Source organism: Acidimicrobiales bacterium, assembly GCA_040219515.1.
In the GTDB taxonomy this organism is placed as follows: Bacteria; Actinomycetota; Acidimicrobiia; order Acidimicrobiales; family Aldehydirespiratoraceae; genus JAJRXC01.
This window is the reverse complement of sequence record JAVJSI010000013.1, coordinates 13,095-39,029: the sequence shown is the minus strand read 5'-3', so window position 1 is coordinate 39,029 and position 25,935 is coordinate 13,095. Positions and strand designations below refer to the sequence as shown.

Below are 25,935 nucleotides of genomic sequence, written 5' to 3'. Positions count from 1 at the left end.
CACGCGACCTCCTGTGTGGTTGTGACAAGTGTGGTTCACGCGAGGACCGAGCCGCCACTCTCCATACGGGCCGAGAGCAGCGCGGCGAGACGGCGACGGTGGTGGCGGGCATCGCCGAACGCGACGGAATCGAGCTGGGCCCGTTTCAGGAACAGGTGCACGTCGCTCTCCCAGGTGAACCCGATGCCGCCGTGTACCTGGAGCGCGGATTCGGCCACCCGAACGCCGGCGTCGCTGCACCACACCTTGGCAGTGGCCGCGGAGATCGGTCCCTCCACATCGCCGGCGCCCAGCGCCCACGCCGCGTGGTACACCGCCGACCGCATGCCCTCGACGTCGACGAGCATGTCGGCGCAACGATGCTTGACCGCCTGGAAGCTGCCGATCGGGCGCCCGAACTGTTCGCGTTCCTTGGCGTAGTCGACGGCAAGATGCATCACTGCCTCGGCCCCACCGAGCATCTCCGCGGCATGGAAAACCGCACCGCGGTCGAGATGGGCGGCGACCTCCTGCGCACCGCCCACGACCATGGCGGGCGCATGGTCGAGGTCGATCCATGCCAGCTCACGGGTGAGGTCCATCGACGGTTGAGCCGTCCGCTCGATGCCTCGGAGATCGATGGCGACGAGCTCGTCGCCGGCGGGGACGACGAGCACGTCGGCCCGAGCGCCGTGGATCACCGGCTCGGGTCGACCCGAGACCGTCCCGTCGCCATGACGGGTGAGGGGCGACCGAGCGGCCGTTGCCACCGCACTGCCGTCGAGCAACGACGGGCCCCACTCGGTGCCGGCCAGCACCGACAGCCCCAGGAGTTGCTGGGTGAGGGGCACCGGGGCCAGGTGGGCGCCCGCCTGTTCGAGGAGCACGGCGACCTCCACCAGGCCGAGGCCGACACCGCCGAGCGACTCGGCGACGGCGATCCCCGTCCACCCCTGCTCGACCATCGCGGCCCAGAGGTCGACGTCGAATCCGCGCGCCGCCCGCACCCGGTCGGGACGACAGCGGGCGTCCAACAGGTCCCGCGCCGCGTCGCGCAGCGCAGCCTGGTCGGGCGACAGGTCGAAGTCCATGCGGGAGGCATCGTAGATCGGGGTGGAGATTTCTGACAGTTGTGTCACCTGCCTGGTAGACCCGCGGCGTGGACCTGTCACCGACCGAGGAACAAGAGACGTTCCGGGCCGAGTGTCGTGCGTGGCTGCGGGCAAATTTGCCGTGGGAGTACGGCGTCGGCCTGCCCCCGCACTTCGACGACCTGTCCGAGGAGGTCGAGTTCCTCCGCGAGTGGCAGGGCCGACTGGCCGCCGCCGGCTTCGTCGGGGTCACCTGGCCGATCGCCTACGGCGGCCGCGACGCCGGACCACTGGATCACTACATCGTGCAGGAGGAGCTGGCCCGGGCCCGCGCCCCGGAGCTGGTCGGCCGCATCGGCGTCAACCTGGTCGGCCCCACCGTGCTGGCCCACGGCACCGACGAGCAGAAGCTGCGTTGGCTCCCGAGCATTCTCGATGCCGGCCATTTGTTCTGTCAGCTGTTCTCCGAGCCCGACGCCGGGTCCGACCTCGCCGCGTTGTCGACCCGAGCGGTTGCCGTGGCCGGCGGGTGGGAGCTCCACGGCCAGAAGGTCTGGACGTCCTACGCCCAGTTCGCCGACTGGGGCCTGTGTCTGGCCCGCACCGATCCCGATGCACCGAAGCGGCACGGCATCTCCGCCTTCATGGTCGACATGCGGGCACCGGGCATCGACATCCGGCCGCTGCGCCAGATCACCGACGAGGCCGACTTCAACGAGGTGTTCTTCGACGGGACCTTCGTGGCCGACGACCAGCTGATCGGCCCGCTCCACGGCGGCTGGGCCGTATCGGGGTCGACGCTCACCCACGAGCGGGGCACCAACCCGCGCCAGCTCGTCATCCACACGCAGCTTCTCGACGAGTTGTTCCATCTGGCCGACGATCGTGGCCTCACCGACGATCCCCGTACTGCGCAGGCTCTCGCCCAGTCCTTCGTGGAGCTCCGCCTGTTCCAGCTCCAGAACTGGCGCTCACTCAGCCGGCTCGCCAACGGTCGCGAACTCGGACCCGAAGCGGCAACCGCCAAGCTCTACTGGAGCGAGATGAGCCAGCGCCTCCACCACACGGCGATGGACATCCTGGGCGACGAGGCGCCGCTGTGGCGCGGCGCCGAGGGCAACCCCGCCGACGGTCGCTGGCAACGGTCGTGGCTCTACTACCGAGCCGCGTCGATCTTCGCCGGCACGAACGAGATCCAGCGCAACATCATCGGCGAACGCACCCTCGGCCTCCCCCGCGAACCGCTCCCACCTGAAAGCATGAAGAGATGAACGAGTTCCACACGATCACCTACGCGGTCGACGATGCGATCTGCACGATCACCCTCGATCGACCCGAGGTCGCCAACGCGCAGAACACCGCGATGATCGACGAGCTCGACGCCGCCCTCGACCGGGCCGACGCCGACGATGCCGTGCGCGTCGTCGTGCTCGCCGCCAACGGCAAGCACTGGTCGGCCGGCCACGACCTGAAGGCCCTCGTGGGCGACACCGAGCCCGACGAGTGGCGGCTCATGCGCGAAACCCCCGAAGGCAAGTGGCACCACGAGAAGACGATGTACTTCGACCGTTGCCTTCGCCTGCGCGACTTCCGCAAGCCCACCATCGCCGCCGTCCAGGGCAAGTGCATCGCGGCCGGCGTGATGCTCGCATGCATGTGCGACCTCATCGTGGCGAGCGACGACGCCTCGTTCCAGAACCCGGTCCTGCGGATGACCGGCGCCGCGGTGGAGATCCTGGTCGAACCATGGGAGATGCCGGCCCGCAAGGCCAAGGAGTTCCTGCTCGCGGCCGAGACCTTCAGTGCCGCCGAGGCTGAGCGATTGGGCATGGTCAACCGGGTCGTGCCCCGCGACGAGCTGGCCACCGCCGCGGCCGAACTCGCCGGCCGGATCGCCCTGGTCCCGCCGGCCACCGCCCAGGTGGTGAAACGATCGATCAACAAGACGCTCGATCTCCAGGGCCAGCGCGACTCGTGGGACTACCACTTCCAGGCACACCACTGGATGCACAACACCGCCACTGCGCTCGACGCGCTCGAGGCCCGCAAGTCAAAGGGCTCGATGAAGGAAGTGTTCGCCGAACACCAGGACAACGCGTGAGGCGACCGCTCGAGGGCCTGCGGGTCCTCGATCTCGGCACCCGGATCGCGGCGCCGTTCTGTGCCGGACTGCTCGGCGAGCAGGGCGCCGAGGTCATCAAGATCGAGCAGCCCGATGGCGGCGACCCTCTACGCGATCTCGGCCCGTTCGTCGACACCGACGAGGGCCCGTATTCGCTCTACTGGTCGGTCGAGGGGCGGGGCCGCAAGTCGGTCACCCTCGATCTCCGCAAGCCCGAGGGTCAGGAGCTCTTCCGCCGCCTCGCCGCCGAGTCCGACGTGGTCTGCGAGAACTTCCGCCCCGGCACCCTCGAGCGCTGGAACATCGACCCCACCCGCCTCGACCCGAAGCTCGTCACCATCCGCATCAGCGTGTTCGGCCAGGACGGTCCCAAGTCGCTGCGACCCGGGCTCGACCGCAACGGTGTCGCCTACGGCGGGCTGCTCCACCTCACCGGCGAACCCGACCGCCCGCCGGTGCGGCCGGGCGTGACCGTGACCGACTACCTCACCGGCGTGTTCGCGGCCCAGGCCGCGCTGGCCCTGCTCTACGAACGAGACGCCCGCGGCACCGGCGAGGGCGGCGTGATCGACGCCTACCTCTACGGCTCGGCCCTGCGCATCCTCGAATGGACGATCGCCGCCTACGACAAGCTCGGCATCGTGCGCTCCCGCACCGGCAACCGGCTCGACCACTCCGCACCACTCGACAACTATCGAAGCAGCGACAACCGCTACGTCTGTATCGTGGCCGCCGCCCAGAACAACTTCGTGCGCCTGTGTGCCGCGATGGACCGCGACGATCTCCTCGCCGACGAGCGCTACGCCACGCCGCAGGGTCGTGCCGCGAACAACGAGGCGATCAACCAGATCGTCGCCGACTGGGTCGCGGCCTCTACCGCGGCCGAGATCGAGGAACGGTGCGTGGCCCACGACGTACCCGTGGGCACGGTCTACGACGCCGCCGACCTGAGCAACGACGAACACGTCCTCGCCCGCGGCGACATCCTCTCGGTCGTCGACCCGATCATCGGCGCCGTCCGCCAGCAGGCCCCCTTTCCCCGCCTCGCCGGACAGGCCCACGAGGCGCCCACCGGTGCCCCCCGGCTCGGCGAGCACACCGACGAGGTGCTGTCGACCGTGCTCGCCCTGGCCGCCCCGGAGATCGCTCGTCTCCGGGCCGAGGCCATCGTCTGAGCGGGGGCTCGTCTGTATCGACTCGAGCGCGCTCGTCAAACTCGTCGTGGACGAGCCCGGGTCCGAGGTGGTGGTGGCGCTCTGGAACGGATGCGACGCTGCGCTCTCCAGCCGGTTGGCGCACCCCGAGGTGTGCGCCGCGCTCGCATCTGCCGGCCGCAACCACGACCTCACGCGCTCCGAGGCCGGCGCGGCCCGTGAGGAATGGGAGGCCTTCTGGTCAGCGATGCGCCCCGTCGAGTTGTCCACCGAGGTCGAGCGGCTCGCCGGCGAACTCGCGGCGGTCCACGCGCTTCGTGGCGCCGACGCCGTCCACCTCGCGAGCGCGCTCATCCTGGGAGATGCAGCCCTCACGGTGACCGTCTGGGATCGACGTCTCCACGCCGCCGCCACAGCCGCCGGTCTGGCTGTTGCCCCCGCGACAATCCACTGACGAGCTCGCGTCGCAGTGGCGTTCCGCTTCACACCTACGCTGAGGGCATGGCGCTGCTCGTACTGCTGAACGGTCCGCCGGCGAGCGGGAAGTCGACGATCGCTCGACGTTTCGTCGACACCCGCCCACTCGCTCTGAACCTCGACATCGATGTCGTTCGGAGCATGCTCGGTGCATGGCTCGATGACCCTTCGAAGGCGGGGGCGAGCGCTCGCTCACTCGCACTGGCGATGGCCGAGACGCACCTCGCGGCGGGACACGATGTGATCGTGCCGCAGTTCCTCGGCCGCCCCGAGTTCATCGATCAGCTGTCCGACGTCGCTGCGCGCACCCGGTCGACGTTCGTCGAAGCCGCTCTGTGGCTCGATCGCGCGAGCGCACTCGACGCATTCGCCCAGCGTCGAGCAACCCCGAGCGACCCGACCCACCACGACGCCGCCGCGCTGGTCGATCGCTCCGACGACGCCGACCCGGTCGGCCGGATGTACCACGCGTTCGTCGACGTCGTCGAGCATCGTCCCGCGACCCGGCGAGTCGAGGTCATTCGAGGTGACGTCGACCGCACCTACCGGCGATTCGCCGCGGCGCTCGATCTCGACGCCTGAGAGAGCGGCTTCGAGCACTTCCTGCCGTAGCGAGGCGGGACGCTACTCGGGCTTGCGTTTCCCGATCCGCAGGTAGATCTCCTCCGGCACGTCCTCCACTCGTCGGTAGACGTGATGCACACAGGGATCACCGGCCTGCTCCGGAGGGAACTCGACCGAGGTCAGTCGGCCGGTCGTCTCCACCGACTGCATCTCGTTGTTCACCGAGCAATGGGCGCAGTAGACCCACATCGAGTCGCGGCCGAAGGTGCGCGGGCCCGGCTCGGTGAGCGTCATCAGGGCGTCGTCGCCCTCGTAGGCCCCGGAATCGATGAGCCACCCGCCGCTGCCGCAGCGAAACGACATCACGATCTTCTCGTCGTCTTCGGCGAGTTCGACGTCGGCGCCGTTGGCCAGCATCGCCCGGGCCACGACCTTGGCTCGCACCTCGGCCGGCACCGACCACCAGTCGTTCTCGGCCTCGGCCCGGTCGGCAAGATTGCGGTCGCCGAACCGGCGCAGCGCGGCCTCGACCGCAGCTTCGCCTTCGGTCTCCCCGATCCACGACAGCAACTCCGCGATCCACCGGATCGAGTACTGCTTCAGCTGGCGCGCCTGCCGCTCGGCCCGAGCGATCTGATCGGCCGCCAGTTCGGTGTCTTCCGCTGTCAGCGCTGCGAGCGCCTGGGCGAAATGCGATGTCTCGTCGATGCCGCTCATGACCGCAGGAACTCCGACAGGGCGACGATGCGACCCTCGTCGATCGAGCGATGCGCAGCGGCGCCGATGGCGACCGACCGGAGCCCGTCCTCGAGTGACACCTCCGGAGGGCGACCTTCTCGGATCGCGTCCCGGAAGCGCAGGTGTTCGAGATACGACGAACCGTCGTGGTAGCCCTCGTAGGCCACCGACTCGTCATGGACCTCGTGGGCCTCGACCCCGCCGATCCAGTGCTCCCCGCGGCGGCCGATGCGCACGATGGGTTCGGGCACCGACGTCTCGACCTTGCCGGCGGCGCCCACCACGCTCAGCTCCTCCTGGTGATGGGTCGCTTCGGCGAACATGCAGAGGTCGAGCATGCCTCGGCCGCCGTCGTCGAACTCCACGATCACGAACGCGTTGTCGAGGATGTCGGGCACCTCGCCGTCGTAGATCTCGTCGAGATGGTTCACGTCCTGGGCCCCGCTCGCCATCACCCGCACCGGTTCCCCGGGCATGAGCCGACACATCAGGTCGAAGAAGTGACACGTCTTCTCCACCAGCGTGCCGCCGGTGTTGCGCGAGAACCGATTCCAGTCGCCCACCTTCTCGAGGAACGGGAACCGGTGCTCGCGGATGGCGACCATCCGGGGTCGCCCGACGGCGCCACCGTCGACCTCGTCGATCAGCCGGGCGATCTGGGGTATGTAGCGGTATTCGAGGCCGACCCACGTGAGCGCGTCGCGACCTTCGGCGAGGTCGAGCACGGCGTAGCAGTCGTCGACCGTCGTGCAGAGCGGCTTCTCCACGAGCACGTGGAGGTCGGTGGCCAACACATCGCGCAGCACGTCGACATGGGTCATGTTCGGCGATGCCACGACGACCGCATCACACCCACCGTCGGCGATCAGGCGCACGTGGTCGGTGTGGACCGCAGCGTCGGGAACCAGCGCTGCGGCGGTGTCGCGGCTCGCCTGATGAGGGTCGGCCAGCGCCGTGATGATGGCACCCTCGACATGCAGGAGGTTGTGGATGTGCTCGACACCCATCATCCCGGTTCCGATGATCCCGTAGCGCAAATCCATGAGATGAGTACCTTACGGGCGATGACTGTTTCGCTGATCAACACCGCGGCCCGCACGATCGGGCCCTTCGAGGTCGGCCCACTTGCCTTCGGGTGTTGGCGCCTGACCACCTCGGTGACCGACGACGCTCGCGCGCTCGTGGAGACCGCCCTCGACCTCGGGCTCAACCTCATCGACAACGCCGACGTCTACGGATTCGACTGGGGCGGCGGCGGGTTCGGCGCCAACGAGGAGGTGCTGGGCGCGGTGCTGGCGTCAGCCCCCTCGCTTCGCGAACGCATGGTGCTGGCGACCAAGGGCGGCATCGTGCCACCCACGCCGTATGACTCGAGTCCGCTCGCGCTCGAGGCGGCCTGCGACGCGAGCCTGCGCCGTCTCCAGACCGACGTGATCGATGTCTACCAGATCCACCGACCCGATCTCTTCTCTCATCCCGCCGACGTCGCGGCCACGCTCACCCGGCTGCGGGAGAAGGGCAAGATCCGTGAGGTCGGCGTCTCCAACCACACGCCCGCGCAACACGAAGCACTGGCCGCCCACCTCCCCTTCCCGATCCTCACCACCCAACCCGAATACTCCCCCGCCGTGCTCACGCCGCTGCGCGACGGCACGTTCGACCTCTGCCTGCGTGACGGCGTCGTGCCGCTGGCCTGGAGCCCGCTGGCCGGCGGTCGCCTCGTGTCGGGCGAGGGCATCCGCCCCGAGTTGCTCGCGGTGCTCGACGACCTGGCCGAGCGTGAGAACGTCGACCGCGCCGCGATCTGCCTCGCCTTCGTGCTCGCCCACCCATCGGCACCGGTGGCGATCCTCGGCACCCAGACCCCGGCCCGCCTCGCCACCGCAGCCACTGCGCTGGGCGTGATGCTGGACCGGGCCGACGTCTACGCCATCGTCCAGGCGTCCGAAGGCGTGCCGCTTCCGTGAACGAGAGCGCCGTGAGCGAGAGAGCCGAGCCGGTCGAGATCAGCTGGTTCGCCGCCCTGTGCGACGACGACTACGAGTTCCTCGGCGTACCCGATGATCTGCTGCGCAGCTCGTGGTCGCACTGCCGCGACATCACGCTCGCGGCCGATCGCCACGGCTTCGACAACATCCTCCTGCCGTCGGGCTACCAGCTCGGCATCGACTCGGTTGCGTTCGCCGGCGGCGTGGGTCCGTCGACCGAGCAGATCCATCTGCTGCTGGCCGTGCGGGTCGGCGAGATGTGGTTGCCGCAGCTCGCCCGTCAGCTCGCCACCCTCGACCAGATGTGCGGGGGGCGCCTCACGATCAACATCATCTCGTCGGACCTCCCCGGCCAGTCGCTCGACAGCGAACCCCGCTACCAACGCACCCGCGAGTTCATGCACGGACTCCGGCAGCTGCTCGACGGTGAGCGGCTCGAGATGCACGGCGACTTCGTCGATCTCGCGCTCGATCCGCCCCGCATCGCCACCGAGGGGACGGGCTGCCCGCCGATGTACTTCGGCGGATTCAGCGAAGCCGCCAAGGAAACGGCGGCGGAGTGCGCCGACGTGTTCCTCACCTGGCCCGACACCGTCGCCTCGGTCGGCGAGACGATCGTCGACATGCGGACGCGAGCCGCACGGTTCGATCGGACGCTCCGCTACGGATTGCGCGCCCATGTCATCGTCCGCGAAACCGAGTCCGAAGCCCGAGCCGCGGCCGACCGACTCGTGTCGCAGCTCGACGACGACACCGGCGCCACGATCCGCAACCGATCACTCGACGCCGCATCGGTGGGTGTGTCCCGCCAGGCCGAGCTGCGCGACGCCGCCGACGACGACGGCTACGCCGAGCCCAACCTGTGGACCGGCATCGGCCGCGCCCGCAGCGGGGCCGGCGCCGCCATCGTGGGCGACCCGGACCAAGTGGTCGCCAAGCTGCGCGCCTACCGAGCAGTGGGTGTCGACGCCTTCATCCTGTCGGGCTACACCCACCTGGCCGAGTGCGACCTCGTGGCCGAACACGTCTTGCCCGCCATCGACCACGCCCCGCTCCGGCCGAGGCTCTCGTCGAGCGCGTAAGCCGGATTCGTCAGGGCAGGCGCTGGATCAGCGTGCCGGTGCCGAGTCCGCCACCGCAGCACATGGAGATGAGGCCCCACTCACCGTCGGTTCGTTCGAGCTCGTGCAGCGCCTTGGTGGTGAGGATGCAGCCAGTGCCGCCGAGCGGGTGACCGAGGGCGATGGCACCGCCGTTGGGGTTCGTCTTCTCGAGGTCGGCACCGGTGGCCTTGGCCCAGGCGAGCACCACCGAGGCGAACGCCTCGTTCACCTCGAACACGTCGACGTCGTCGATCGAGATGCCCTCACGGCTGAGCACCCGTTCGGTCGCCGGGATCGGCCCCTCGAGCATGAGGACCGGATCGCAGCCGACGAGCGCGGTCTGGGCCACGCGGGCACGCGGCTTGAGGCCGAGCTCGGCTGCCTTCTCGGCCGACATCATGAGCACCGCAGCGGCGCCGTCGGAGATCTGCGACGACGTGCCGGCGGTGTGGATGCCGTCCTCCCGCGCGACCGGCTTCAGGTTGGCCAGCGCCTCGCGGCTCGTGTCGCGCGGCACCTCGTCGCGGGCGAATTCCACCGTGTCGCCGGTCTTCTTGCCCTCGTCGTCGACCAGCACCGCGTCGACCGGCACGATCTGCGTCTCGAAGCGACCCTCGTCGCGGGCACGGGCGGCGCGTTCCTGCGACTCGAGCCCGAATGCGTCGGTGTCGTCGCGGGTGATGCCGTACTTCGTGGCGATCCGTTCGGCCCCCTCGAACTGCGAGGTGAACTCGTAGTGATCGAAGTAGCTGCGGCTCACCGGACGCCCGGGACCGTTGGCCGTGTTCGACCCGACCGGCAGCATCGTCATCACCTCGACCCCGCAGGCCAGCACGACGTCCTCCACGCCCGACGCGATCAGGGAGTACGCGAGGTTCACCGCATGCTGGCTCGACCCGCACTGCGAATCGACCGTCGAACACGCCGTGTTCTCGTCGCCGCCGTGACTCAGCCACGCCGTGCGGGTGACGTTCATTCCCTGCGCCCCGATCTGGTTGATGCACCCGCCGACCACCTGGTCGACGTCGGCGCTGTCCACCCCGGCCCGTTCGAGACACGCCATCTGCACCGTGCCCAGCAAGTCGGTCGGGTGGGTGTGACCCAGGGTGCCGTTCTTCTTGCCCACGGCGGAACGGACGGCTTCGACGATCACGACGTCGGTCATGGCGGACTTCTCTCTCTCGAGGTGACGCTCCAGCGTGTTCCGCACACGCCCCCAACGCAAGACCGCCAGCTCCACCCACACCCCCGAACCCCCGAAATTGAGGCGAGTTGACCACCCCTACGGTGGGCAACTCCATCAAGTTCGAGGGAAGCACAAACGATCAGTGCGTGAGTCTTCGGCTGATCTGGCTGTCATACCCACTCACTAGAGTCGAACGTATGTTCGCTACTGACGGGTGTTTCGAGACGGAGGAATTCGATGCCGATACCGCCGCGGCCGAGATCGCTTCTCTCGAGCGTGAGGCCCGCCGCCTGGATGCCCGCCGGGTGGCGTTGCTGGACCGGATCGACCGCACCGGGGTGTTTCTGGCCGACGCGCATTTCTCGGCCAAGATCATGATGCGGGTGCACGGACAGTTGTCGGGGTCCGAGGCGTTTCAGCGTGACCGGGTCATGAAATGCCTGCGCGGGTTGCCGGCGGTGGCGGAGTGTTACGGCGATGGTCTCGTCGGCACCGACCAAGTACGGCGCATCGCCGCGGTGTGGGCCAACCCTCGGGTCCGCGAGTACCTGACCGTGTGCGAAGACGAATTCCTTCTCGCCGCCCGCGAGCTCGAGTACCCCGACTTCGACACGTTCTGTGTGCAATGGGTCAACCATGTCGACCACGACGGCGCCCACGACAACACCAACCGACGCTGGCGCCGCCGCTCGATCAAGACCGTGCAGGACTTCAACGGCTTCTGGGACCTGAGAGGCCGCCTCCTCAGCCTCGACGGCGCACAACTCGACGAAACCCTCTCTCATCTCGTCGACGCGCTACGGCTCGCCGACATCGAGCGCGCGCAAGCCGAGCACGGCGACAACTGGCGCCAACACCTCCTCCGCACCGACACACAGCTCCGCTACGACGCCTTCATGGAACTGGTTCGCCGCGGCGCCGCGGTCGGCCCCGACAACCAACCCCTCGACACCACCACCGACCTCGTCATCGACCACACCACCTACGAACACCACCTCGCCAAACTGGTCGGCGCCACCCCTGCCCCGTTGGATCCGACCGACCGCAACCGGTTCTCGCGCACCCTCGACGGCACCTACGTCAACCCCGCCGAAATCGTCGCCCAGACTCTGGTCGACCACGTCCGGCGGGTCGTCACCAACGCCGCCGGCGTCGTCACCGACCTCGGCCGCCGCAACCGACTCTTCACCGGCAACGCCCGCCACGCCGCCCTCCTCGCCGAGACCGCCTGCTACTGGACCGGCTGCTGGGTCCCCGCCACCAAATGCCAGATCGACCACCTCACCCCATGGACCCCCACCACCGGCCAAGACCCCGGCAGAACCAACCCCGACAACGGGGCACCCGCCTGCGGGACACACAACCGCACCAAACAACGCGGCTACCACGCCTGGCGCACCGAAACGGGCGAGTGGGAACTCACCCGCCCCAACGGCCAACCAATCCCCAACCACCAAACCCACTGGCCCAACCCACGCCACGAAACCGACGACGACCAAGCCGACGCGGCCTGAGTCAGCCCGGTTCGATTTCGCCCGCACATGGGCGATCTCCAGGAACTCGCCTCCGGGGGCGAGGGCCCGGAAGTGTTCACAGCGGCCGGGGAATCTAGATTCGCCGCCGTGGGGTTTGACGCAAACATTGCCGAGGCGTTCGAGCGGATCGCGGCGCGGGTTCCCGAGAAGGAGGCCCTCATCACGTCGCAGCGGCGGTTGACGTTTGCCGACGTGGACGCCCGGGCCAATCGGCTCGCCAACGCACTCGTGGCCGCCGGCATCGGCTGCCACACCGAACGGGCCGAGCTCGAGCCGTGGGAGTCGGGGCAGGACCATGTCGCCCTCTGCCTCCACAACGGACCGGAGTATCTGGAGGGGATGCTCGCCGCGTGGAAGGCACGCGGCGTCTCACTCAACGTCAACTATCGCTACGTGGCCGACGAGCTGGTGCAGTTGCTGACCGACGCGGACGCGAAGGCCGTCGTCTACCACGCGTGCTTCGCGCCGGTGATCGACGAGATCCGGTCGCAGCTGCCCGCCGTCCACACACTGATCCAGGTCGCCGACGCCAGCGGCGAGCCACTCCTCGACGGTGCCCACGACTACGAGCAGCTTCTTGCAGCGTCGTCGCCCCGCCGACCCGAGCTCGACCGTTCGCCCGACGATCTCTACATGGTCTACACCGGCGGCACGACCGGGGTCCCCAAGGGCGTCCTGTGGCGTCAGGCCGACATCTGGGCCGCGGCGATGGGTGGAGCGGACCCCCGCGACGGCGAGGAGTTCGAGAGTTACGACGCGGTCGTCGAGGACGCGGCGGGTGAGCGGGTGTATCCGTATCTCATCGCCGCACCGCTGATGCACGGCGGCGGCCAGTGGCTCGCGTGGTTGGCCTGGATGGGCGGGAACCCGGTCGTGCTCGGCGAGGTCGTCGACCGGCTCGACCCGGCCGACGTGCTCCGCACGATCGAGCGGGAGCAGTGCTCGTTCATCATCGTGATCGGCAACGCGTTCGGGCGACCCATCCTCGACGAACTGAACCGGGCGATCGAGGCCGGCGAGCCCTACGACATCTCGGCGCTGAAGGTGCTCGCCACCGGCGCGGCGGCGATGACCACCGGGGTCAAGGAGGAGTTCCTGGCCCACCGGCCCGGGCTGCGGATCATCGACTCGATGGGCGCGTCGGAAAGCGGCACGCAGGGCCGCAACGTGAGCACCGACGACGCCGATGTCGAGGCCGGCGTGTTCGAGCCCGGGCCCGGTACCGGCCTGATCACCGAAGACATGACGGAGGCCGTCGCACCCCGGGAAGGGGCCACCGGCTGGCTCGTCCGCCGCGGCCGCATTCCGCTCGGGTATCTCGGTGATGCCGAGAAGACCGCCCGCACGTTCCCGACCGTCGACGGGGTCCGCTACTCCGTGCCCGGCGATCGGGCCGAGTGGCTGGCCGACGGACGGCTGAAGCTGCTCGGGCGAGACTCCGTGTGCATCAACACCGGTGGCGAGAAGGTGTTCGTCGAGGAGGTCGAGGCGGTGCTGCACGCCCACCCGGCCGTGCGTGACGCCGTGGTGGTCGGCCGACCCAACGATCGCTGGGGCAACGAGGTGTGCGCAGTCGTGTCGACCTCGGCGCCGGTGACGGCCGACGAACTCATCGCCCACTGCGACGGACATCTGGCCCGCTACAAGCTGCCCCGTACAGTGGTCGCCGTGCCCGAGGTCGTGCGCGGCCCCAACGGCAAGGCCGACTATCGATGGGCGGCCGAGATCGTGAAACAGGAGCAACAACCATGAGCGAACTCCGATTCGACGAGCGGGTGGCCATCATCACCGGGGCCGGCAACGGGCTGGGCAAGGCCCACGCGCTGGAGCTCGCCCGCCGTGGCGCGATGGTGGTCGTCAACGATCTCGGCGGCGCGGTGGACGGCGACGGTACGGACTCGAGCGCGGCCCAGCTCGTGGTCGACGAGATCACCGCGGCCGGTGGCATCGCGGTTGCCAACACCGACTCCGTCACCGATGCCGCCGCCGCGCGGTCGATGGTCGACCAGGCGATCGACGAGTTCGGACGCCTCGACATCGTGGTCAACAACGCCGGCATCCTGCGCGACAAGGCCTTCCACAACTCGACCCTCGAGAACTGGCAGGCCGTGATCGACGTGCACCTCACCGGCGCCTACAACGTCACGTTGCCGGCTTTCCAGCACATGCGTGAGCAGGGCTACGGACGCATCGTGATGACCTCCTCCCCCGCCGGGCTCTACGGCAACTTCGGCCAGACCAACTACTCGTCGGCGAAGATGGGGCTCGTCGGGTTCGCCCGGGCCATCAAGCAGGAGGGCGGTCGCAAGGGCGTGCACGCCAACGTCATCGCGCCAACCGCCGACACCCGCATGACCGAAGGCCTGCTCGGCACGATCGCCGAGGACTCCCAGCCCGAGCACATCACCGCGGTGGTCGGCTACCTCTGTCACGAGAGCTGTGAGCTCAACGGCGAGGTGCTCGCCTGCGCCGCCGGTCGCGTCGCCCGCGCCTTCGTGGGCGTCACCCCCGGCATCTTCGATCGTGACCTGTCGATCGACACCGTCGCCGCCAACATCGACGAGATCATGGACGAGGACGGCTACACGGTGCCCGACAACGTCGGCGACGAGATGAAGCTGATCCTCGAGGGGCTCAAGGCCAACCCGACCTGAGCGGGGCCGGTGCCGCCCGCGCAGAAGTGACGTGACTGTCAGAAGTGGTGCATGCTGGCGCCATGGTCGGTGCCGCGAACCCCGACGCCGACGGCGTGGATGTCGACCGCCTTCGCCGCACCCGGCTCGATCGTCTGCAGGCCGAGATGCAGGGCCAGGGGGTCGATGGCGCCGTGCTTCTGCACGGACCACATGTCACCTACGCCACCGGGTTCGTGCCCGACGCGGTGGATGGGAGCCACGCCGTCCACCACCGCGCCGTCGCCATCGTCGCGGCCGAAGGGCCGGCCCGGCTCCACGCCCACCCGACCCGCGATCCGCTGTGGCCCGAACTCGACGAGGGCATGGACGACGTCATCGGGGCGATACGGGACGCGCTCGGGGATCTCGACGGCAAACGCATCGCGGTCGACTCGATCACCGGCGCGATGCATCGCGCCGGCGTGTTCGGCACGGCCGAACTGAGTGACGCCACTCGGGTGCTCGGACCGGCTCGCCTGAGCAAGACCGACGACGAGATCGCCTGCATCGAGCAGGCTCAACGACTCAACGAGCAGGCGATGGAGGCGGCCCGACAACGCTGTGTGCCCGGCGCCCGGCGCTCCGAGGTGGCCGGGGCGCTCCTGGCCGAGCTGCGACGGCTCGGTGCCGATCACAACGAAATCGACCCGATCTTCCAGGTGATGACCCGTCGACGAGCGGACGGCGTGCAGACCGACGTCGGCGCCGTCGCCTTCCCCACCGGCATCGAGGACCCCGAGTTCGCCGAAGGCGACCTGGTCTGGGTCGACGGCGGCCACGCGGTCGAGGGCTACGCCTCCGACTACGGGCGCACGTGGATCGTCGGCCGCCCACCCAACGCCGACGAGCACGCGTGCTTCGCCCGCTGGAAGGAGATCCTCGCGGCGTCGATGGACGCCGTGCGGCCGGGCGCCACGCTGGGCGACGTCGGCCGCGCCGCGACGGCGGCCAATAGCGGCGAACGGCCCTGGCTGCCGCACTTCTATCTCGCCCACGGCGTCGGGCTGTCCAGCGCGGAGATGCCGATGATCGGGTCGGACCTGGGCGACGAGTTCGACGACGGGTTCGTGCTCGCCGAGGGGATGGTCCTCGTGCTCGAACCGATCGTCTGGGTCGACGGCGTGGCCAGCTACCGCGCCGAGGAGATCGTGGTCGTCACCGCCGACGGGTGCCGGGTGCTCACCGGCGCACCGGGGTATCTCCCGTTCGAGGGACCGACGCCATGACCTCGTTACTGAGATCCCGACGCGACCGGGTGCTCGCGGCCATGGCCGACGCCGAGCTCGACGTGCTCGTGCTCGGACGCCAGGACGACGCCAACTTCGCCAGCGGCATGCACCGCTTGTGGACCGCCGGCACACGGCCGTTCGGCGCCGGGTGCATCGTCGTGCGATCGACGGGCCGCACGCATGTGCTCTCGAGCTGGGACGCCGGACTGCCCCCGACGATGTCGCGCGACGACCTGTTCCCGGCCTCGTGGAACCCCCGCATCATGGCCGGCCACATGGCCACGGTGCCGGGGCTGGCCGACGCCCGTCGGATCGGCGTCGACGAGATGTCGCCCTCCTTCGGCCGGGCGGTGGCCCGCCTGGCCCCCGACGCCGTGGTGGTGCCGGCCGACGTCGTCATCGCCGCCGCCCGACGGCTCAAGTCACCCGACGAACTCGACCGCATCCGCGCGGCCTGCGTGGTGGCGTGGCGCGGTGTCGAAGCGGCGCTGCGCCAATCGGCGTCACCCGATCCGACACTGGGCCTCGCCGAGGCGATCGAGGCGATGGCGGCGGAGGGCGTGACCACCCCGTCGTCGGCCCCGGTGATTCGTCGATCGCCCGAGGGCTCGACGATCGACCTGGGCGTGATGCTCGACGGTTACGAGGGCGGCGTCGGCGGGTGTTTCGTCGATGGGCGGCGGGTCGGCGCCGACGATCTCGCGATGGCGTGCCGGCCGGGTGCGACCCATGCCGATCTGGTCGCCGCCGCGGCGGACGACTGGTTCGTCCGGGGGCTCGGCATGGGCTACGAGAAGCCGGTGATCACACCCACACTCGGTGTCGGCGAGGTGCTGGAGGACGGCATGGTCCTCAGTGTCCGCGACGGCGACCGGCGAGACGTGGTGGCGGTGACGGCGACCGGGCCCGTCGTCCTGTCACAGAGGCCCCACTCCGAGGAGAGATCGACATGAATGACGAATCCGACCGAACAGCCGGGCTGATCGAGCCGATCGCCCTCGGCCGCTGGATGGACGAACAGGGCCTTCCCGGCGCGGGCGAGCCGATCACCGCCCGGTTCGTCTCGGGCGGCGCGTCGAACGAGATCTTCGAGATCGCGCGCGGCGGTGCGCGGTGGGCGTTGCGGCGGCCGCCCCGCGTCGTGCCCAAGGGGCGCAACGAGACGATGCTGCGCGAGTACCGGATCATCGAGGCGCTCACCGACACCGCGGTGCCCCACTGTCGGGCCTGGGGGGTGTGCGAGGACACCTCGATCCTGGGCAGCACCTTTTATCTGATGGAGTTCATCGACGGCTGGTCGCCGATCAGCGAGCCCGAGTGGCCCGAGCCGTTCCTGTCCGACCTCGAACTCCGACCGGCGCTGGCCTACGAACTCGTCGACGCCATCGCCGAGCTGTCGAAGGTGGACTGGAAGGCCCGGGGGCTCGAGGGCCTCGGGCGGCCCGACGGGTTCCACGATCGCCAGGTCGATCGCTGGACGGCCCATCTCGATGCCTTCTCGTTCCGCGAGATCCCCGGGCTCGACGAGGCCGCCGCGTGGCTGCGCGACCGCCGCCCTCGCAGCTACGCGCCGGGGATCATGCACGGGGACTATCAGTTCGCCAACGTGATGTTCCACCATGGCGCACCGGCCCGCATGGCCGCCATCGTCGACTGGGAGATGGGCACCGTCGGCGACCCACTGCTCGACCTGGCCTGGGTGGTGATGGGCTGGCCCGACGAGGGCGAGGACCGCAGCGGGTCCGGCTATGTCGACTACGAGGGCATGCCGAATCGGGCCGACCTGCTCGAGCGGTACTCGATGGTCTCGGGGCGTGATGTCGACGAGATCGACTACTACGTGATCCTCGCCCGCTTCAAGATGGCGATCGTGCTGGAGGGCGGCTACGCCCGCTACGTGCAGGGCGGGGCCGACAATCCGAAGATGGCCGCGTTCGGCGACGTCGTGCTGTCGATGGCCGCTCGGGCCGCGGACCTAGCGGCGTCGACCAGACTGGCGTGATGCTCAACGACAAGATCGCGCTCATCACCGGAGCGGGGGCGGGGATCGGTGCCGCGGTGGCCCGGCGGTTCGCGGCCGAAGGCGCCACGCTGTGGCTCAACGACATCGACGACGACGCACTCGCTGCACTGATCGAGGAGACGGGTGGCGGTGGCATGTCGGGCGACGCCTCCGACCCCGAGTTCGTGGCCACCTGGGTGACCGAGGCCATGCGCAACCACGGTCGCATCGACGTGCTCTACAACAACGTCGGCGTCTCCCGGTCGGGGCGGATCGGCGACCTCACCGACGAGGAGTGGCGATTCCAGCAGCGGCTCACCCTCGACTCCTGCTTCTACGCGACCCGAACCGTGCTGCCCCACATGGTTTCCGCCGGGGGTGGCAGCATCGTCAGCATGTCGTCGGGCGCCGGCATCGGTGGCCAGTACGGGCTGGGCGGCTACGCCGCGGCCAAGGCCGGCGTGATCTCGCTGATGGAGACCGTCGCCACCGAGTACGGCACCGACGGCATCAGGGCGAACTCGGTCACCCCGGGGCCGACGGCCACTGCGCCGTTGCTCGCCTACCTCGACGAACAGCCCGGCGGGGTGGCCGCCCACACGGCCGACCTCAACCTGGCCCGACTCACCGAGCCCGACGAGGTCGCCGCGATCGTGGTGTGGCTCGCGTCGGACCAGGCATCGAGCGTCAGCGGCATGTGTGTGCAGTCCAACATCCGCGCGGCCAGCCGGCGGCCCGCGCCGAACGGTTAGGCCCCGGCCCGACGATCAGGCCCGCATGATCCCGCCGCCGTCGACGCCGATCGTCTGGCCGGTGACATAGCGGCTGTTGTCGGAGAGCAGGAACGCCACGACGGGGGCGATGTCGAGTTCGGGATCGCCATCGCGGCCAAGCGGATGATCGTCGTACATGGCGGCGAAAGCCGCCTTGCGGTCGTCGCTGGAGTCGGGTTCGAGCCGGTGGGCGGCCGAGGCGGGCAGCACACAGTTCACGGTGATGCCGTCGCGGCCCCATTCGTTGGCCGCGGTGCGGGTGAGCGAGCGGATCGCCTCGTTCGACGCGGCATAGGGCCCGTAGCCCGACGCCCCGGTGAGGCCGATCGACGTGGCCATCGTGACGATGCGACCCCAGCCCTGCTTCTGCATGTAGGGCAGCACCGCCTGCATCGACCAGAGCGTGCCCTTGGGGCCGGTGTCGAACAGCAGGTCCATGTCGTCGGCGGTCACGTCCTCGAGCGGAGTGACCGGTCGGAAGCTCTGGGCGTTGGCCACCAGGCCGTCGATCCGCCCCCATCGCACGACCGCCTTCGAAGCGAGGGCCAGCATCGCCTCGCGGTCGGCCACATCGGCGGCCGCGGCCAGGTGATCGATGCCGAGCCCGTGGAGCTCCTCGCCGACCGCCGCCACCCGATCGGCCTTGCGACCGGTGATGACGATCTTCGCCCCTCGGGAACCGAGGTGGCGGGCCAAGCCGTGACCGATTCCCCTCGTCGCCCCGGTCACGACGATGACCCGGTCGCGCAGACTGTCCTCACTCATCGGCGTCACGATAGGCGTGCTCCTACACTCCAGCCATGATCCCGCTCGACGGACCGTTCTACGACCAGCTCGCCGTGGGTGACGAGCTGCCCCGCCAGCCCGCGGTCACGCTCGACGCGGGCATGGCCGCCCTCTATCAGTCGTGGGTCGGCGAACGGCTTCCGATGGCGCTGGACCACAGCGTCCACGAGGCCGTCACCGGCACGCCAGGGCGGCTCGCCAGCCCGGGCCTGGTCATGCAGCTGTCGATCGGGCAGAGCACCACCATCAGCCGCCGGGCCATCGCCAACCTGTTCTACCGCGACGTACGGCTGGTGCAACCGGTGGTTCTCGGCGCATCGATGGCCACGGTCGTGACCGTGGTCGGTCTGGCCGACGGCTCCCACAAGGAGGGGCGCGACCGGCGCGGGAAGGTGCTGGTCGACATCATCACCACCGCCGACGGCACGCCGGCCGTGGAGTACCAGCGTTGCCCCATGCTCCCGCAGGCCCAGCACGAGACAGCCCCCGGCAACGACGACGACCTCGGTGCCGATGGCGACCTCGACCTCGTCGACTACGCCGCCCTCGTGCCCACCCACTGGGACTTCGGTCCGCTCGGCCCGGCCACCGACTGGGCGCCGGGCGAGACGATCGCCGATCCGACGCGTGACGTGATCGACGGCGCCACCGGTATGGTCCGCCTCACCCACAATCTGGCCATGATCCATCGCGACGCGGCGCGCTCGCCATACCCCAGGCGCCTCGTCTACGGCGGACATGTCGTCGGACTCGCGCAGGCCTCGCTGTCGCGAGTGCTGCCGGGCATGGCCACCGTCGTGGGCTGGCACGGCTGCGATCACACCGGTCCGGCATTCGAAAGTGATCTGCTGTCGTTCGAACACACGCTGCTCGATGTGACGCCGGCCGGTCAGGGGCGCGCGTTCGCGATCCGGGTGATCGGCACCGCGCATCGCGACGACGGAACGCACGGGATCCTCGACTGGACGCTCATCGCCGTGGCTCCGTGAACGACGCGACCGCGACGAGCGGTGCGTCGTCGCCCAGATGGCCGACGAGCTCGTCGATGAAGTCGCCGTCGCCGGGCGATACCTGATTCGCGAGCACCACGAATCGGGCGGCCGGCGGGCAGTCCTTCCGTGAACCGGCCGGGCTGGTGAGTACGGCAGCCAGGCGAACGGGAGACAGGACGTCGCCGGTCTCACAGCCGGCGAGGCGTGCCACCGACTCAGGCCGATGACAGACCTCCTCGATCGGTGCGCCGAACGCCGCCGCGCCCACGCACGCCACGAGCAGGGTGGTGGCACCGGGCACCACCGGCTCGTGCTCGGCCGGTGCCTTGAACGGCCGTCGTCGAGAACCGTCGGCCTCCAGAACCAGGTGGTCGGCCAATCCGTGCCACGCCGTGCACTCGGCCGGCGGGTAGCCGACAGCCCGATGATCCTCGACGCGTTTCCACGCGAGAGCCACGCGGTCGCGATCGAGGGCGGCCGAGATCTGGGCCGCCGTCGCGCCCACGAGAGGCTCGAGACCGTCGCGACGGTCACTGCCCATCTTGGTCGTCGTCGAGAGCAGCACGCGTCCGGGCAGCTGTCGCCCCAGCGCGAACAGCGCCGTCGTCTTCCCGCCTCCGCCGACCAGCGAGACAACCGATGTCGCACCGGGAGCCAGGGCGGCAGCGAGCTGGTCGATGTCGATGGGGTCGGGCATTCGTTTCGGCGGGATGAACAAGTCTCCCCGACAAGTTGACACGCCGCACCCATCACGTAGGTTTCCGGCAATTCACCTTGGAGGGGAACCACTATGAAACGACGACTTCTGCTCGTCCTTGCCGTCCTGATGAGCTTCTCGCTGATCGCCGCCGCCTGTGGCGACGACGACAGCGGCGATGCCGACGCCGGCAACGACGACACCGGCTCGACCGACGACGACAGCGGCGATGCCGACACCGGCACGGCCGACGACGACGACAGCGGCGATGCCGTCGCCGGCGATGCGTCCGACGTCACGGCCGCGTTCATCTACATCGGCGAACCCGGCGACGCCGGTTGGACCTGGGCCCACGACCAGGGTCGGATGGAGGCGGAGGCCGCCACGGGCGCCACCACCCTGACGATCAACAACATCGCCGAGGGCAGTCCCGAGTTCGACCAGGCCGTTCGCGACTTCATCGCCGACGGGGCCAACGCCATCTTCGCGACGTCGTTCGGCTACATGGACGCCATGGAGACGCTGGCGGCCGAGTTCCCCGACGTCGCCTTCTTCCACGCCACCGGCTTCAAGTCCAACGACACGAACTTCGCGAACTACTTCGGTCGCATCTACCAGGCCCGCTACCTCACCGGTATCGCCGCCGGCGCGGCCAGCGAGTCGGGCAACATCGGCTATGTCGCCGCCTTCCCGATCCCCGAGGTCATCCGCGGCATCAACGCCTTCACGCTCGGCGTGCAGGAGAGCAACCCCGACGCGACGGTCACGGTCAGCTGGACCTCCACCTGGTTCGATCCCGCGGTCGAGGGCGACACGGCCCAGGGCCTGCTCGACGACGGCGTCGACGTGCTCGCGATGCACCAGGACTCGACGGCCACGGGTGAGCGGGCCGAGGAAGCGGGCGCCCGCTGGGTCTCCTACAACTCCGACATGAGCGCGTTCGCCCCCGACGCCTATCTCGCCTCGGCCATCTGGGACTGGGGCCCCTACTACACCTCGGCCATCGAATCGGTCGCCGACGGCAGCTTCGCCGGGGGCTCGCAGTGGGACGGCATGGAGACCGGCCTGGTGCAGATCGGCAGTCTCGCCGACGACGTCTCCGACGAGACCAAGGCAATGATCGACGAGAAGTCCGCCGCCATCATCGACGGCTCCTTCGACCCGTTCACCGGCCCGATCAACGATCAGGACGGCAACGAGATCATCGCCGACGGTGAGGTTCCCCCGGACTTCGCCGACGAGGGAACACTCAGCCTGCTCAGCATGTCCGTCTTCGTCGAAGGCGTGGTCGGTTCGGCCGAAGGGTGACCCAGCCAGCCGTCGAACTCGACGGCATCTGGAAACGTTTCCCCGGTGTGATCGCCAACGCCGGGGCGAGCCTCACGGTTCGCCCCGGCACGGTGCACGCCGTTCTCGGCGAGAACGGCGCCGGGAAGACGACGCTGATGAACTGCCTCGCCGGGGTGTACCGCCCCGACGAGGGCACCATTCGCATTCACGGACACGAACAGCGCTTCGCGTCGCCGGCCGACGCGATCGCCGCCGGGATCGGCATGGTGCACCAGGAGTTCCGCCTCGTGCCCACGTTCTCGGTCGCCGAGAACGTGGTGCTCGGGGCCGCCCCCCGGGTGCTCAACCGCGCCAAGATCGCCACTCAGGTCGGCGAACTCGCCGAGCGGTTCGGGTTTCAGGCCGAGCCCACCCGGCCCGTCTGGCAGCTGAGCATGGGCGAACGCCAGCGCGTCGAGATCCTCAAAGCCCTCTGGCGCGATGCCCGCGTGCTCATCCTCGACGAGCCCACCGCGGTGCTCACGCCGCAGGAAGCCGTCGACCTCGGCGGCGTGTTGCGGCGCATGGTCGACGACGGCTGCTCGATCATCTTCATCAGCCACAAGCTCGACGAGGTGACGGCGTTCTGCGACGAAGCCACGGTGCTCCGTGGTGGCGCGACGGTCGCGTCATCGGTGTCGATCGCCGAGGTCGACTCCGCGACGCTCGCCTCGTTGATGGTCGGTGACGTGGAAGCAGCACCCGTCCCGGCCCGGATCACACTCACCGGCGACATCTCGATGTCCGTCGGCGGACTCACGGTCCACGACACCCGAGGTCTCGTCGCCGTCGACGACGTGTCGCTCGAGGTGCGAGCCGGCGAGATCGTCGGCATCGCCGGCGTGGCCGGCAACGGCCAGCGCTCGCTCACCGACGCGATCGCCGGACTCCAGCCCGCCACCCGCGGCTCGGTCACCGTGATGGGCAAGGACGTCAGCGGCGCGGCACCGCAACACCGATTCGCCGCCGGTCTGGCCTACGTGCCCGAGGACCGGCTGGGCGTCGGACTGGCGCCCAAGCTGCCGGTCACCGAGAACGCGGTCATGCGTTCCTACCGCAAGCTGCGCCGTGGCCCGCTGCTCAACTGGACGGCGGCCCGGGCCCTCAGCGACCAGATCGTGCGGGACTTCGAGGTGAAGATCGCCCGCAACGATCTCCCGCTCGCCTCGTTGTCCGGCGGCAACCTCCAGCGCCTCCTGCTGGGCCGCGAACTCGCCGGCCGACCCGACGTCGTCGTTGCGTCACAGCCCACCCGCGGCCTCGACGTGGCCGGCGTGCGAGCCATCCAGCGACTCCTCCTCGAGCAACGCGACGGGGGCACCGGCGTGCTGATGGTCTCCGAGGATCTCGACGAGCTCCTCGCGTTGGCCGACCGGATCCTCGTGATGGTGGAGGGCCGCATCGTCGCCGAGTTCGACGCCCGCGCCGCGAGCCGCACCGAGATCGGTGAGGCGATGATGGGTGCACCGGCGTGATGGGCGCACCGGCATGAAACGTCTCGTCCTGGTTCGCCGCGAAACCCCGACGCGCGGGGGGCAACCGGTCGCGTTCGTCGCCGGGCTCCTCTTCGCACTGTTGCTCGGCGCGATCCTGTTGTCGATCGCCGGCGACCCGGTCATCGACGTCTACCAGCGCATGTTCGAACGCAGCCTCGGCTCGAAGGACGTGATCGCCGCCACGCTGAACCGCGCCACACCGCTCGCCTTGGCCGGGTTGGCCGTCGGCATCGCCGCAACCATGGGCCTCTGGAACATCGGGGCCGAGGGCCAGATCATGTTCGGCGCCACCGCCGCCACCTTCGTCGGCCGGGTGTTCCCCGACCTTCCCGGCCCCGTGCTGATCGTGGCCATGCTCGCCGGTGCGGTCATCGGCGGCGCCCTCTGGGCGGCGGGCCCCGGTCTGGCCCGGGCCGAGCTGGGCGTGAGCGAGATCATCACCACCCTCATGCTCAACGAGGTGGCCATCCGACTCGTGGTCTATCTCCAGCAGGGTCCCTGGAAGGATCCCGAGGGATTCTCCTTCCCTCAGATCGATGCCCGTCCCGAGCAGGCGGCATTCGGCCAGGTCTGGGAGCGGGTCCACCTCGGCGTGCTGATCGCGTTCGCCTTCATCGCGCTGTTCGCGTGGTTCAGCAGTCGCAGCGTGTGGGGCTACGAGCTGCGCATCACCGGCTCGTCACCGAAGACGGCCGCTTATGCCGGCATCTCCGTGCGCCGCAAGGTCCTCGGCGTCATGCTGCTCTCCGGCGGCGTCGCCGGCCTCGCCGGCGGCATCGAGTTGTCGGGCACCGCGGTGCGGCTCAACGAGAACCTGTCCAACGGGTTCGGGTTCGCCGGCATCATCGTCGCCGCCCTCGCGCTCATGCGACCGAGCGGTGTCGCCCTCGTCGCCATCGCGTTCGGCGCGGTCCAGGTGGGCGGCCTCAGCATCCAGTCGATCGGCGTGTCGTCATCGGTGGCGTCGATCCTCCAGGCCCTCATCCTGTTCGGCGCCCTCGGGGCCGGCGTGCTGTCGACCTATCGCCTCCAGCTCGTCGACCGGAAGGTGGTCACATGATCCTCGGCATCACCTTCAGCGAAGACGCCGTCATCGGCCTGGTCGTCGCCGCGATCCAGTTCGGCACGTTGCTCTACCTGGCTGCCCTCGGCGAGACGATCGCCGAGAAGGCAGGGGTGATCAACCTCGGCGTCGAGGGAATGATGGCCGTCGGTGCCGTGACCGGCTACATCGCCGGCGCGACCTCGGGGTCACCGTGGGTCGGCCTGCTCGTGGGCGCCGGTTGTGGCGCCCTCCTCTCACTCGTCCACGCGCTGGCCGCCGTGGGACTGGGAGCCGACCAGGTCGTCAGCGGCCTCGCCCTCACGATCCTCGGCCTCGGTCTCGCCAACTTCATCGGCACCGACTACACCGGCGACACCCGACGAGCCTGGTTCATCGAGGTCGACGTCCCGGGGCTCCGCGACATCCCGTGGCTGGGAGAGACCGTCTTCTCGGCGACCCCGGTCACCTATCTCGCCGCGGTGCTGGGCATCGGCGCCTGGTGGGTGCTCAACCGCACCAGCGTCGGGCTCGGCATCCGGGCCGCGGGCGAGAGCGCGTCGACCGCCGACGCGGCCGGCCATCGGGTCGCCGCCATCCGGGTCGGCGCGATCGCCATCGGTGGCGCGTTCGCCGGCATGTCGGGCGCCTATCTCACCAACACGCTGCTCGGCACTTCGTGGAACGAGGGCATCACCGCCGGGCGCGGGTGGATCGCCGTCGCCCTGGTCATCTTCGGGGCGTGGCGCCCGGGCCGGGTGGCCATCGGCGCAGGCGTGTTCGGACTCACCCTGGCCCTACAGACCCGGCTGAGCTTCTTCGACATCAATGTCTCGGGCACACTCGTGTCGATGATGCCCTACCTGATGACGGTCTTCGTCCTGGTCGTCATCTCCTACCGCGCTCGCAACCAGCCGTCGCCGGCCCCGGCCGGGCTCGGCCTCGCCTACCGGCGCGAAGAACGCTGATGCTCGACC

Annotated in this window: 25 protein-coding genes; 19 read left to right on the top strand and 6 right to left on the bottom strand. The window is 69.4% G+C overall.

What is annotated here, in order from left to right:
• Window positions 1-35: 35 nt before the first annotated feature.
• Entirely contained in the window at window positions 36-1,070 is a 1,035-nt protein-coding gene (locus RIB98_12585; protein ID MEQ8841808.1) for an acyl-CoA dehydrogenase family protein, read from the bottom strand.
• Window positions 1,071-1,138: 68 nt separating this feature from the next.
• Here RIB98_12585 and RIB98_12580 point away from each other — a divergent pair, with 68 nt between their 5' ends.
• From RIB98_12580 to RIB98_12560, 5 genes are read left to right on the top strand one after another with little or no spacing between them, the layout of a single operon-like run.
• Complete coding sequence (locus RIB98_12580; GenBank protein ID MEQ8841807.1) at window positions 1,139-2,341, top strand: acyl-CoA dehydrogenase family protein; 1,203 nt, start codon at window positions 1,139-1,141, stop codon at window positions 2,339-2,341.
• Complete coding sequence (locus RIB98_12575; GenBank protein ID MEQ8841806.1) at window positions 2,338-3,171, top strand: enoyl-CoA hydratase; 834 nt, start codon at window positions 2,338-2,340, stop codon at window positions 3,169-3,171. Before RIB98_12580 ends, RIB98_12575 begins: the two co-directional genes overlap by 4 nt.
• Complete coding sequence (locus tag RIB98_12570) at window positions 3,168-4,367, top strand: CaiB/BaiF CoA-transferase family protein (GenBank protein ID MEQ8841805.1); 1,200 nt, start codon at window positions 3,168-3,170, stop codon at window positions 4,365-4,367. Before RIB98_12575 ends, RIB98_12570 begins: the two co-directional genes overlap by 4 nt.
• Window positions 4,267-4,800: a type II toxin-antitoxin system VapC family toxin gene (locus RIB98_12565; protein MEQ8841804.1), complete on the top strand. Its 534-nt coding sequence runs from the start codon at window positions 4,267-4,269 to the stop codon at window positions 4,798-4,800. Before RIB98_12570 ends, RIB98_12565 begins: the two co-directional genes overlap by 101 nt.
• A 47-nt stretch (window positions 4,801-4,847) precedes the next feature.
• Window positions 4,848-5,405 carry an AAA family ATPase gene (locus RIB98_12560; protein ID MEQ8841803.1) on the top strand — a complete coding sequence of 186 codons (558 nt, stop codon included), beginning with the start codon at window positions 4,848-4,850 and terminating at the stop codon, window positions 5,403-5,405.
• A 42-nt stretch (window positions 5,406-5,447) separates the two neighbouring features.
• Here RIB98_12560 and RIB98_12555 read toward each other — a convergent pair whose 3' ends face one another.
• Together RIB98_12555 and RIB98_12550 are read right to left on the bottom strand one after the other, a co-directional pair.
• Complete coding sequence (locus tag RIB98_12555) at window positions 5,448-6,104, bottom strand: hypothetical protein (protein ID MEQ8841802.1); 657 nt, start codon at window positions 6,102-6,104, stop codon at window positions 5,448-5,450.
• Window positions 6,101-7,168 carry a Gfo/Idh/MocA family oxidoreductase gene (locus tag RIB98_12550; protein ID MEQ8841801.1) on the bottom strand — a complete coding sequence of 356 codons (1,068 nt, stop codon included), beginning with the start codon at window positions 7,166-7,168 and terminating at the stop codon, window positions 6,101-6,103. The genes RIB98_12555 and RIB98_12550 overlap by 4 nt, the downstream gene beginning before the upstream one ends.
• A gap of 21 nt (window positions 7,169-7,189) precedes the next feature.
• On the opposite strand from RIB98_12550, the gene RIB98_12545 reads away from it, so the two are divergent.
• Together RIB98_12545 and RIB98_12540 are read left to right on the top strand one after the other, a co-directional pair.
• A complete protein-coding gene (locus tag RIB98_12545; protein ID MEQ8841800.1) occupies window positions 7,190-8,092 on the top strand; it encodes an aldo/keto reductase in 903 nt (300 codons plus the stop codon).
• Window positions 8,093-8,103: 11 nt separating this feature from the next.
• Window positions 8,104-9,195: an LLM class flavin-dependent oxidoreductase gene (locus RIB98_12540; protein MEQ8841799.1), complete on the top strand. Its 1,092-nt coding sequence runs from the start codon at window positions 8,104-8,106 to the stop codon at window positions 9,193-9,195.
• A gap of 10 nt (window positions 9,196-9,205) precedes the next feature.
• On the opposite strand, the gene RIB98_12535 is transcribed toward RIB98_12540, so the two are convergent.
• A complete protein-coding gene (locus RIB98_12535) occupies window positions 9,206-10,381 on the bottom strand; it encodes a steroid 3-ketoacyl-CoA thiolase (GenBank protein MEQ8841798.1) in 1,176 nt (391 codons plus the stop codon).
• Between the two features lie 218 nt (window positions 10,382-10,599).
• On the opposite strand from RIB98_12535, the gene RIB98_12530 reads away from it, so the two are divergent.
• From RIB98_12530 to RIB98_12500, 7 genes are all read left to right on the top strand, one after another.
• On the top strand, window positions 10,600-11,916 hold the full coding sequence (locus RIB98_12530) for a DUF222 domain-containing protein (GenBank protein ID MEQ8841797.1): 1,317 nt from the start codon (window positions 10,600-10,602) through the stop codon (window positions 11,914-11,916).
• Between the two features lie 108 nt (window positions 11,917-12,024).
• A complete protein-coding gene (locus tag RIB98_12525; GenBank protein MEQ8841796.1) occupies window positions 12,025-13,689 on the top strand; it encodes an acyl-CoA synthetase in 1,665 nt (554 codons plus the stop codon).
• Window positions 13,686-14,591 carry an SDR family NAD(P)-dependent oxidoreductase gene (locus RIB98_12520; protein ID MEQ8841795.1) on the top strand — a complete coding sequence of 302 codons (906 nt, stop codon included), beginning with the start codon at window positions 13,686-13,688 and terminating at the stop codon, window positions 14,589-14,591. Before RIB98_12525 ends, RIB98_12520 begins: the two co-directional genes overlap by 4 nt.
• A 62-nt stretch (window positions 14,592-14,653) precedes the next feature.
• On the top strand, window positions 14,654-15,838 hold the full coding sequence (locus RIB98_12515) for a Xaa-Pro peptidase family protein (GenBank protein ID MEQ8841794.1): 1,185 nt from the start codon (window positions 14,654-14,656) through the stop codon (window positions 15,836-15,838).
• The gene (locus tag RIB98_12510) at window positions 15,835-16,794 is read left to right on the top strand and encodes an aminopeptidase P family N-terminal domain-containing protein (GenBank protein MEQ8841793.1); all 960 of its coding nucleotides are present in this window, start codon (window positions 15,835-15,837) and stop codon (window positions 16,792-16,794) included. Before RIB98_12515 ends, RIB98_12510 begins: the two co-directional genes overlap by 4 nt.
• Window positions 16,791-17,843 carry a phosphotransferase family protein gene (locus tag RIB98_12505; protein ID MEQ8841792.1) on the top strand — a complete coding sequence of 351 codons (1,053 nt, stop codon included), beginning with the start codon at window positions 16,791-16,793 and terminating at the stop codon, window positions 17,841-17,843. Before RIB98_12510 ends, RIB98_12505 begins: the two co-directional genes overlap by 4 nt.
• Complete coding sequence (locus tag RIB98_12500) at window positions 17,843-18,595, top strand: SDR family oxidoreductase (protein MEQ8841791.1); 753 nt, start codon at window positions 17,843-17,845, stop codon at window positions 18,593-18,595. The genes RIB98_12505 and RIB98_12500 overlap by 1 nt, the downstream gene beginning before the upstream one ends.
• A 15-nt stretch (window positions 18,596-18,610) precedes the next feature.
• Here the strand turns inward: RIB98_12500 and RIB98_12495 are convergent, their stop codons facing one another.
• Window positions 18,611-19,381 (bottom strand): SDR family NAD(P)-dependent oxidoreductase, encoded by a 771-nt coding sequence (locus tag RIB98_12495; protein MEQ8841790.1) that lies wholly within the window; start codon window positions 19,379-19,381, stop codon window positions 18,611-18,613.
• A 35-nt stretch (window positions 19,382-19,416) separates the two neighbouring features.
• On the opposite strand from RIB98_12495, the gene RIB98_12490 reads away from it, so the two are divergent.
• Entirely contained in the window at window positions 19,417-20,391 is a 975-nt protein-coding gene (locus tag RIB98_12490) for a hypothetical protein (protein MEQ8841789.1), read from the top strand.
• Here RIB98_12490 and yqeC read toward each other — a convergent pair.
• On the bottom strand, window positions 20,372-21,091 hold the full coding sequence (yqeC, locus tag RIB98_12485) for a selenium cofactor biosynthesis protein YqeC (GenBank protein MEQ8841788.1): 720 nt from the start codon (window positions 21,089-21,091) through the stop codon (window positions 20,372-20,374). The genes RIB98_12490 and yqeC overlap by 20 nt on opposite strands.
• A gap of 93 nt (window positions 21,092-21,184) precedes the next feature.
• Between yqeC and RIB98_12480 the strand changes: the two genes are divergently transcribed.
• The 4 genes from RIB98_12480 to RIB98_12465 are packed head-to-tail and all read left to right on the top strand — an operon-like array spanning window position 21,185 to window position 25,926.
• Window positions 21,185-22,399: a BMP family ABC transporter substrate-binding protein gene (locus RIB98_12480; GenBank protein MEQ8841787.1), complete on the top strand. Its 1,215-nt coding sequence runs from the start codon at window positions 21,185-21,187 to the stop codon at window positions 22,397-22,399.
• The gene (locus RIB98_12475; GenBank protein ID MEQ8841786.1) at window positions 22,396-23,895 is read left to right on the top strand and encodes an ABC transporter ATP-binding protein; all 1,500 of its coding nucleotides are present in this window, start codon (window positions 22,396-22,398) and stop codon (window positions 23,893-23,895) included. Before RIB98_12480 ends, RIB98_12475 begins: the two co-directional genes overlap by 4 nt.
• 13 nt (window positions 23,896-23,908) lie before the next feature.
• Window positions 23,909-24,976 carry an ABC transporter permease gene (locus tag RIB98_12470; protein MEQ8841785.1) on the top strand — a complete coding sequence of 356 codons (1,068 nt, stop codon included), beginning with the start codon at window positions 23,909-23,911 and terminating at the stop codon, window positions 24,974-24,976.
• The gene (locus tag RIB98_12465; GenBank protein ID MEQ8841784.1) at window positions 24,973-25,926 is read left to right on the top strand and encodes an ABC transporter permease; all 954 of its coding nucleotides are present in this window, start codon (window positions 24,973-24,975) and stop codon (window positions 25,924-25,926) included. Before RIB98_12470 ends, RIB98_12465 begins: the two co-directional genes overlap by 4 nt.
• The last annotated feature ends 9 nt before the right edge of the window (window positions 25,927-25,935 follow it).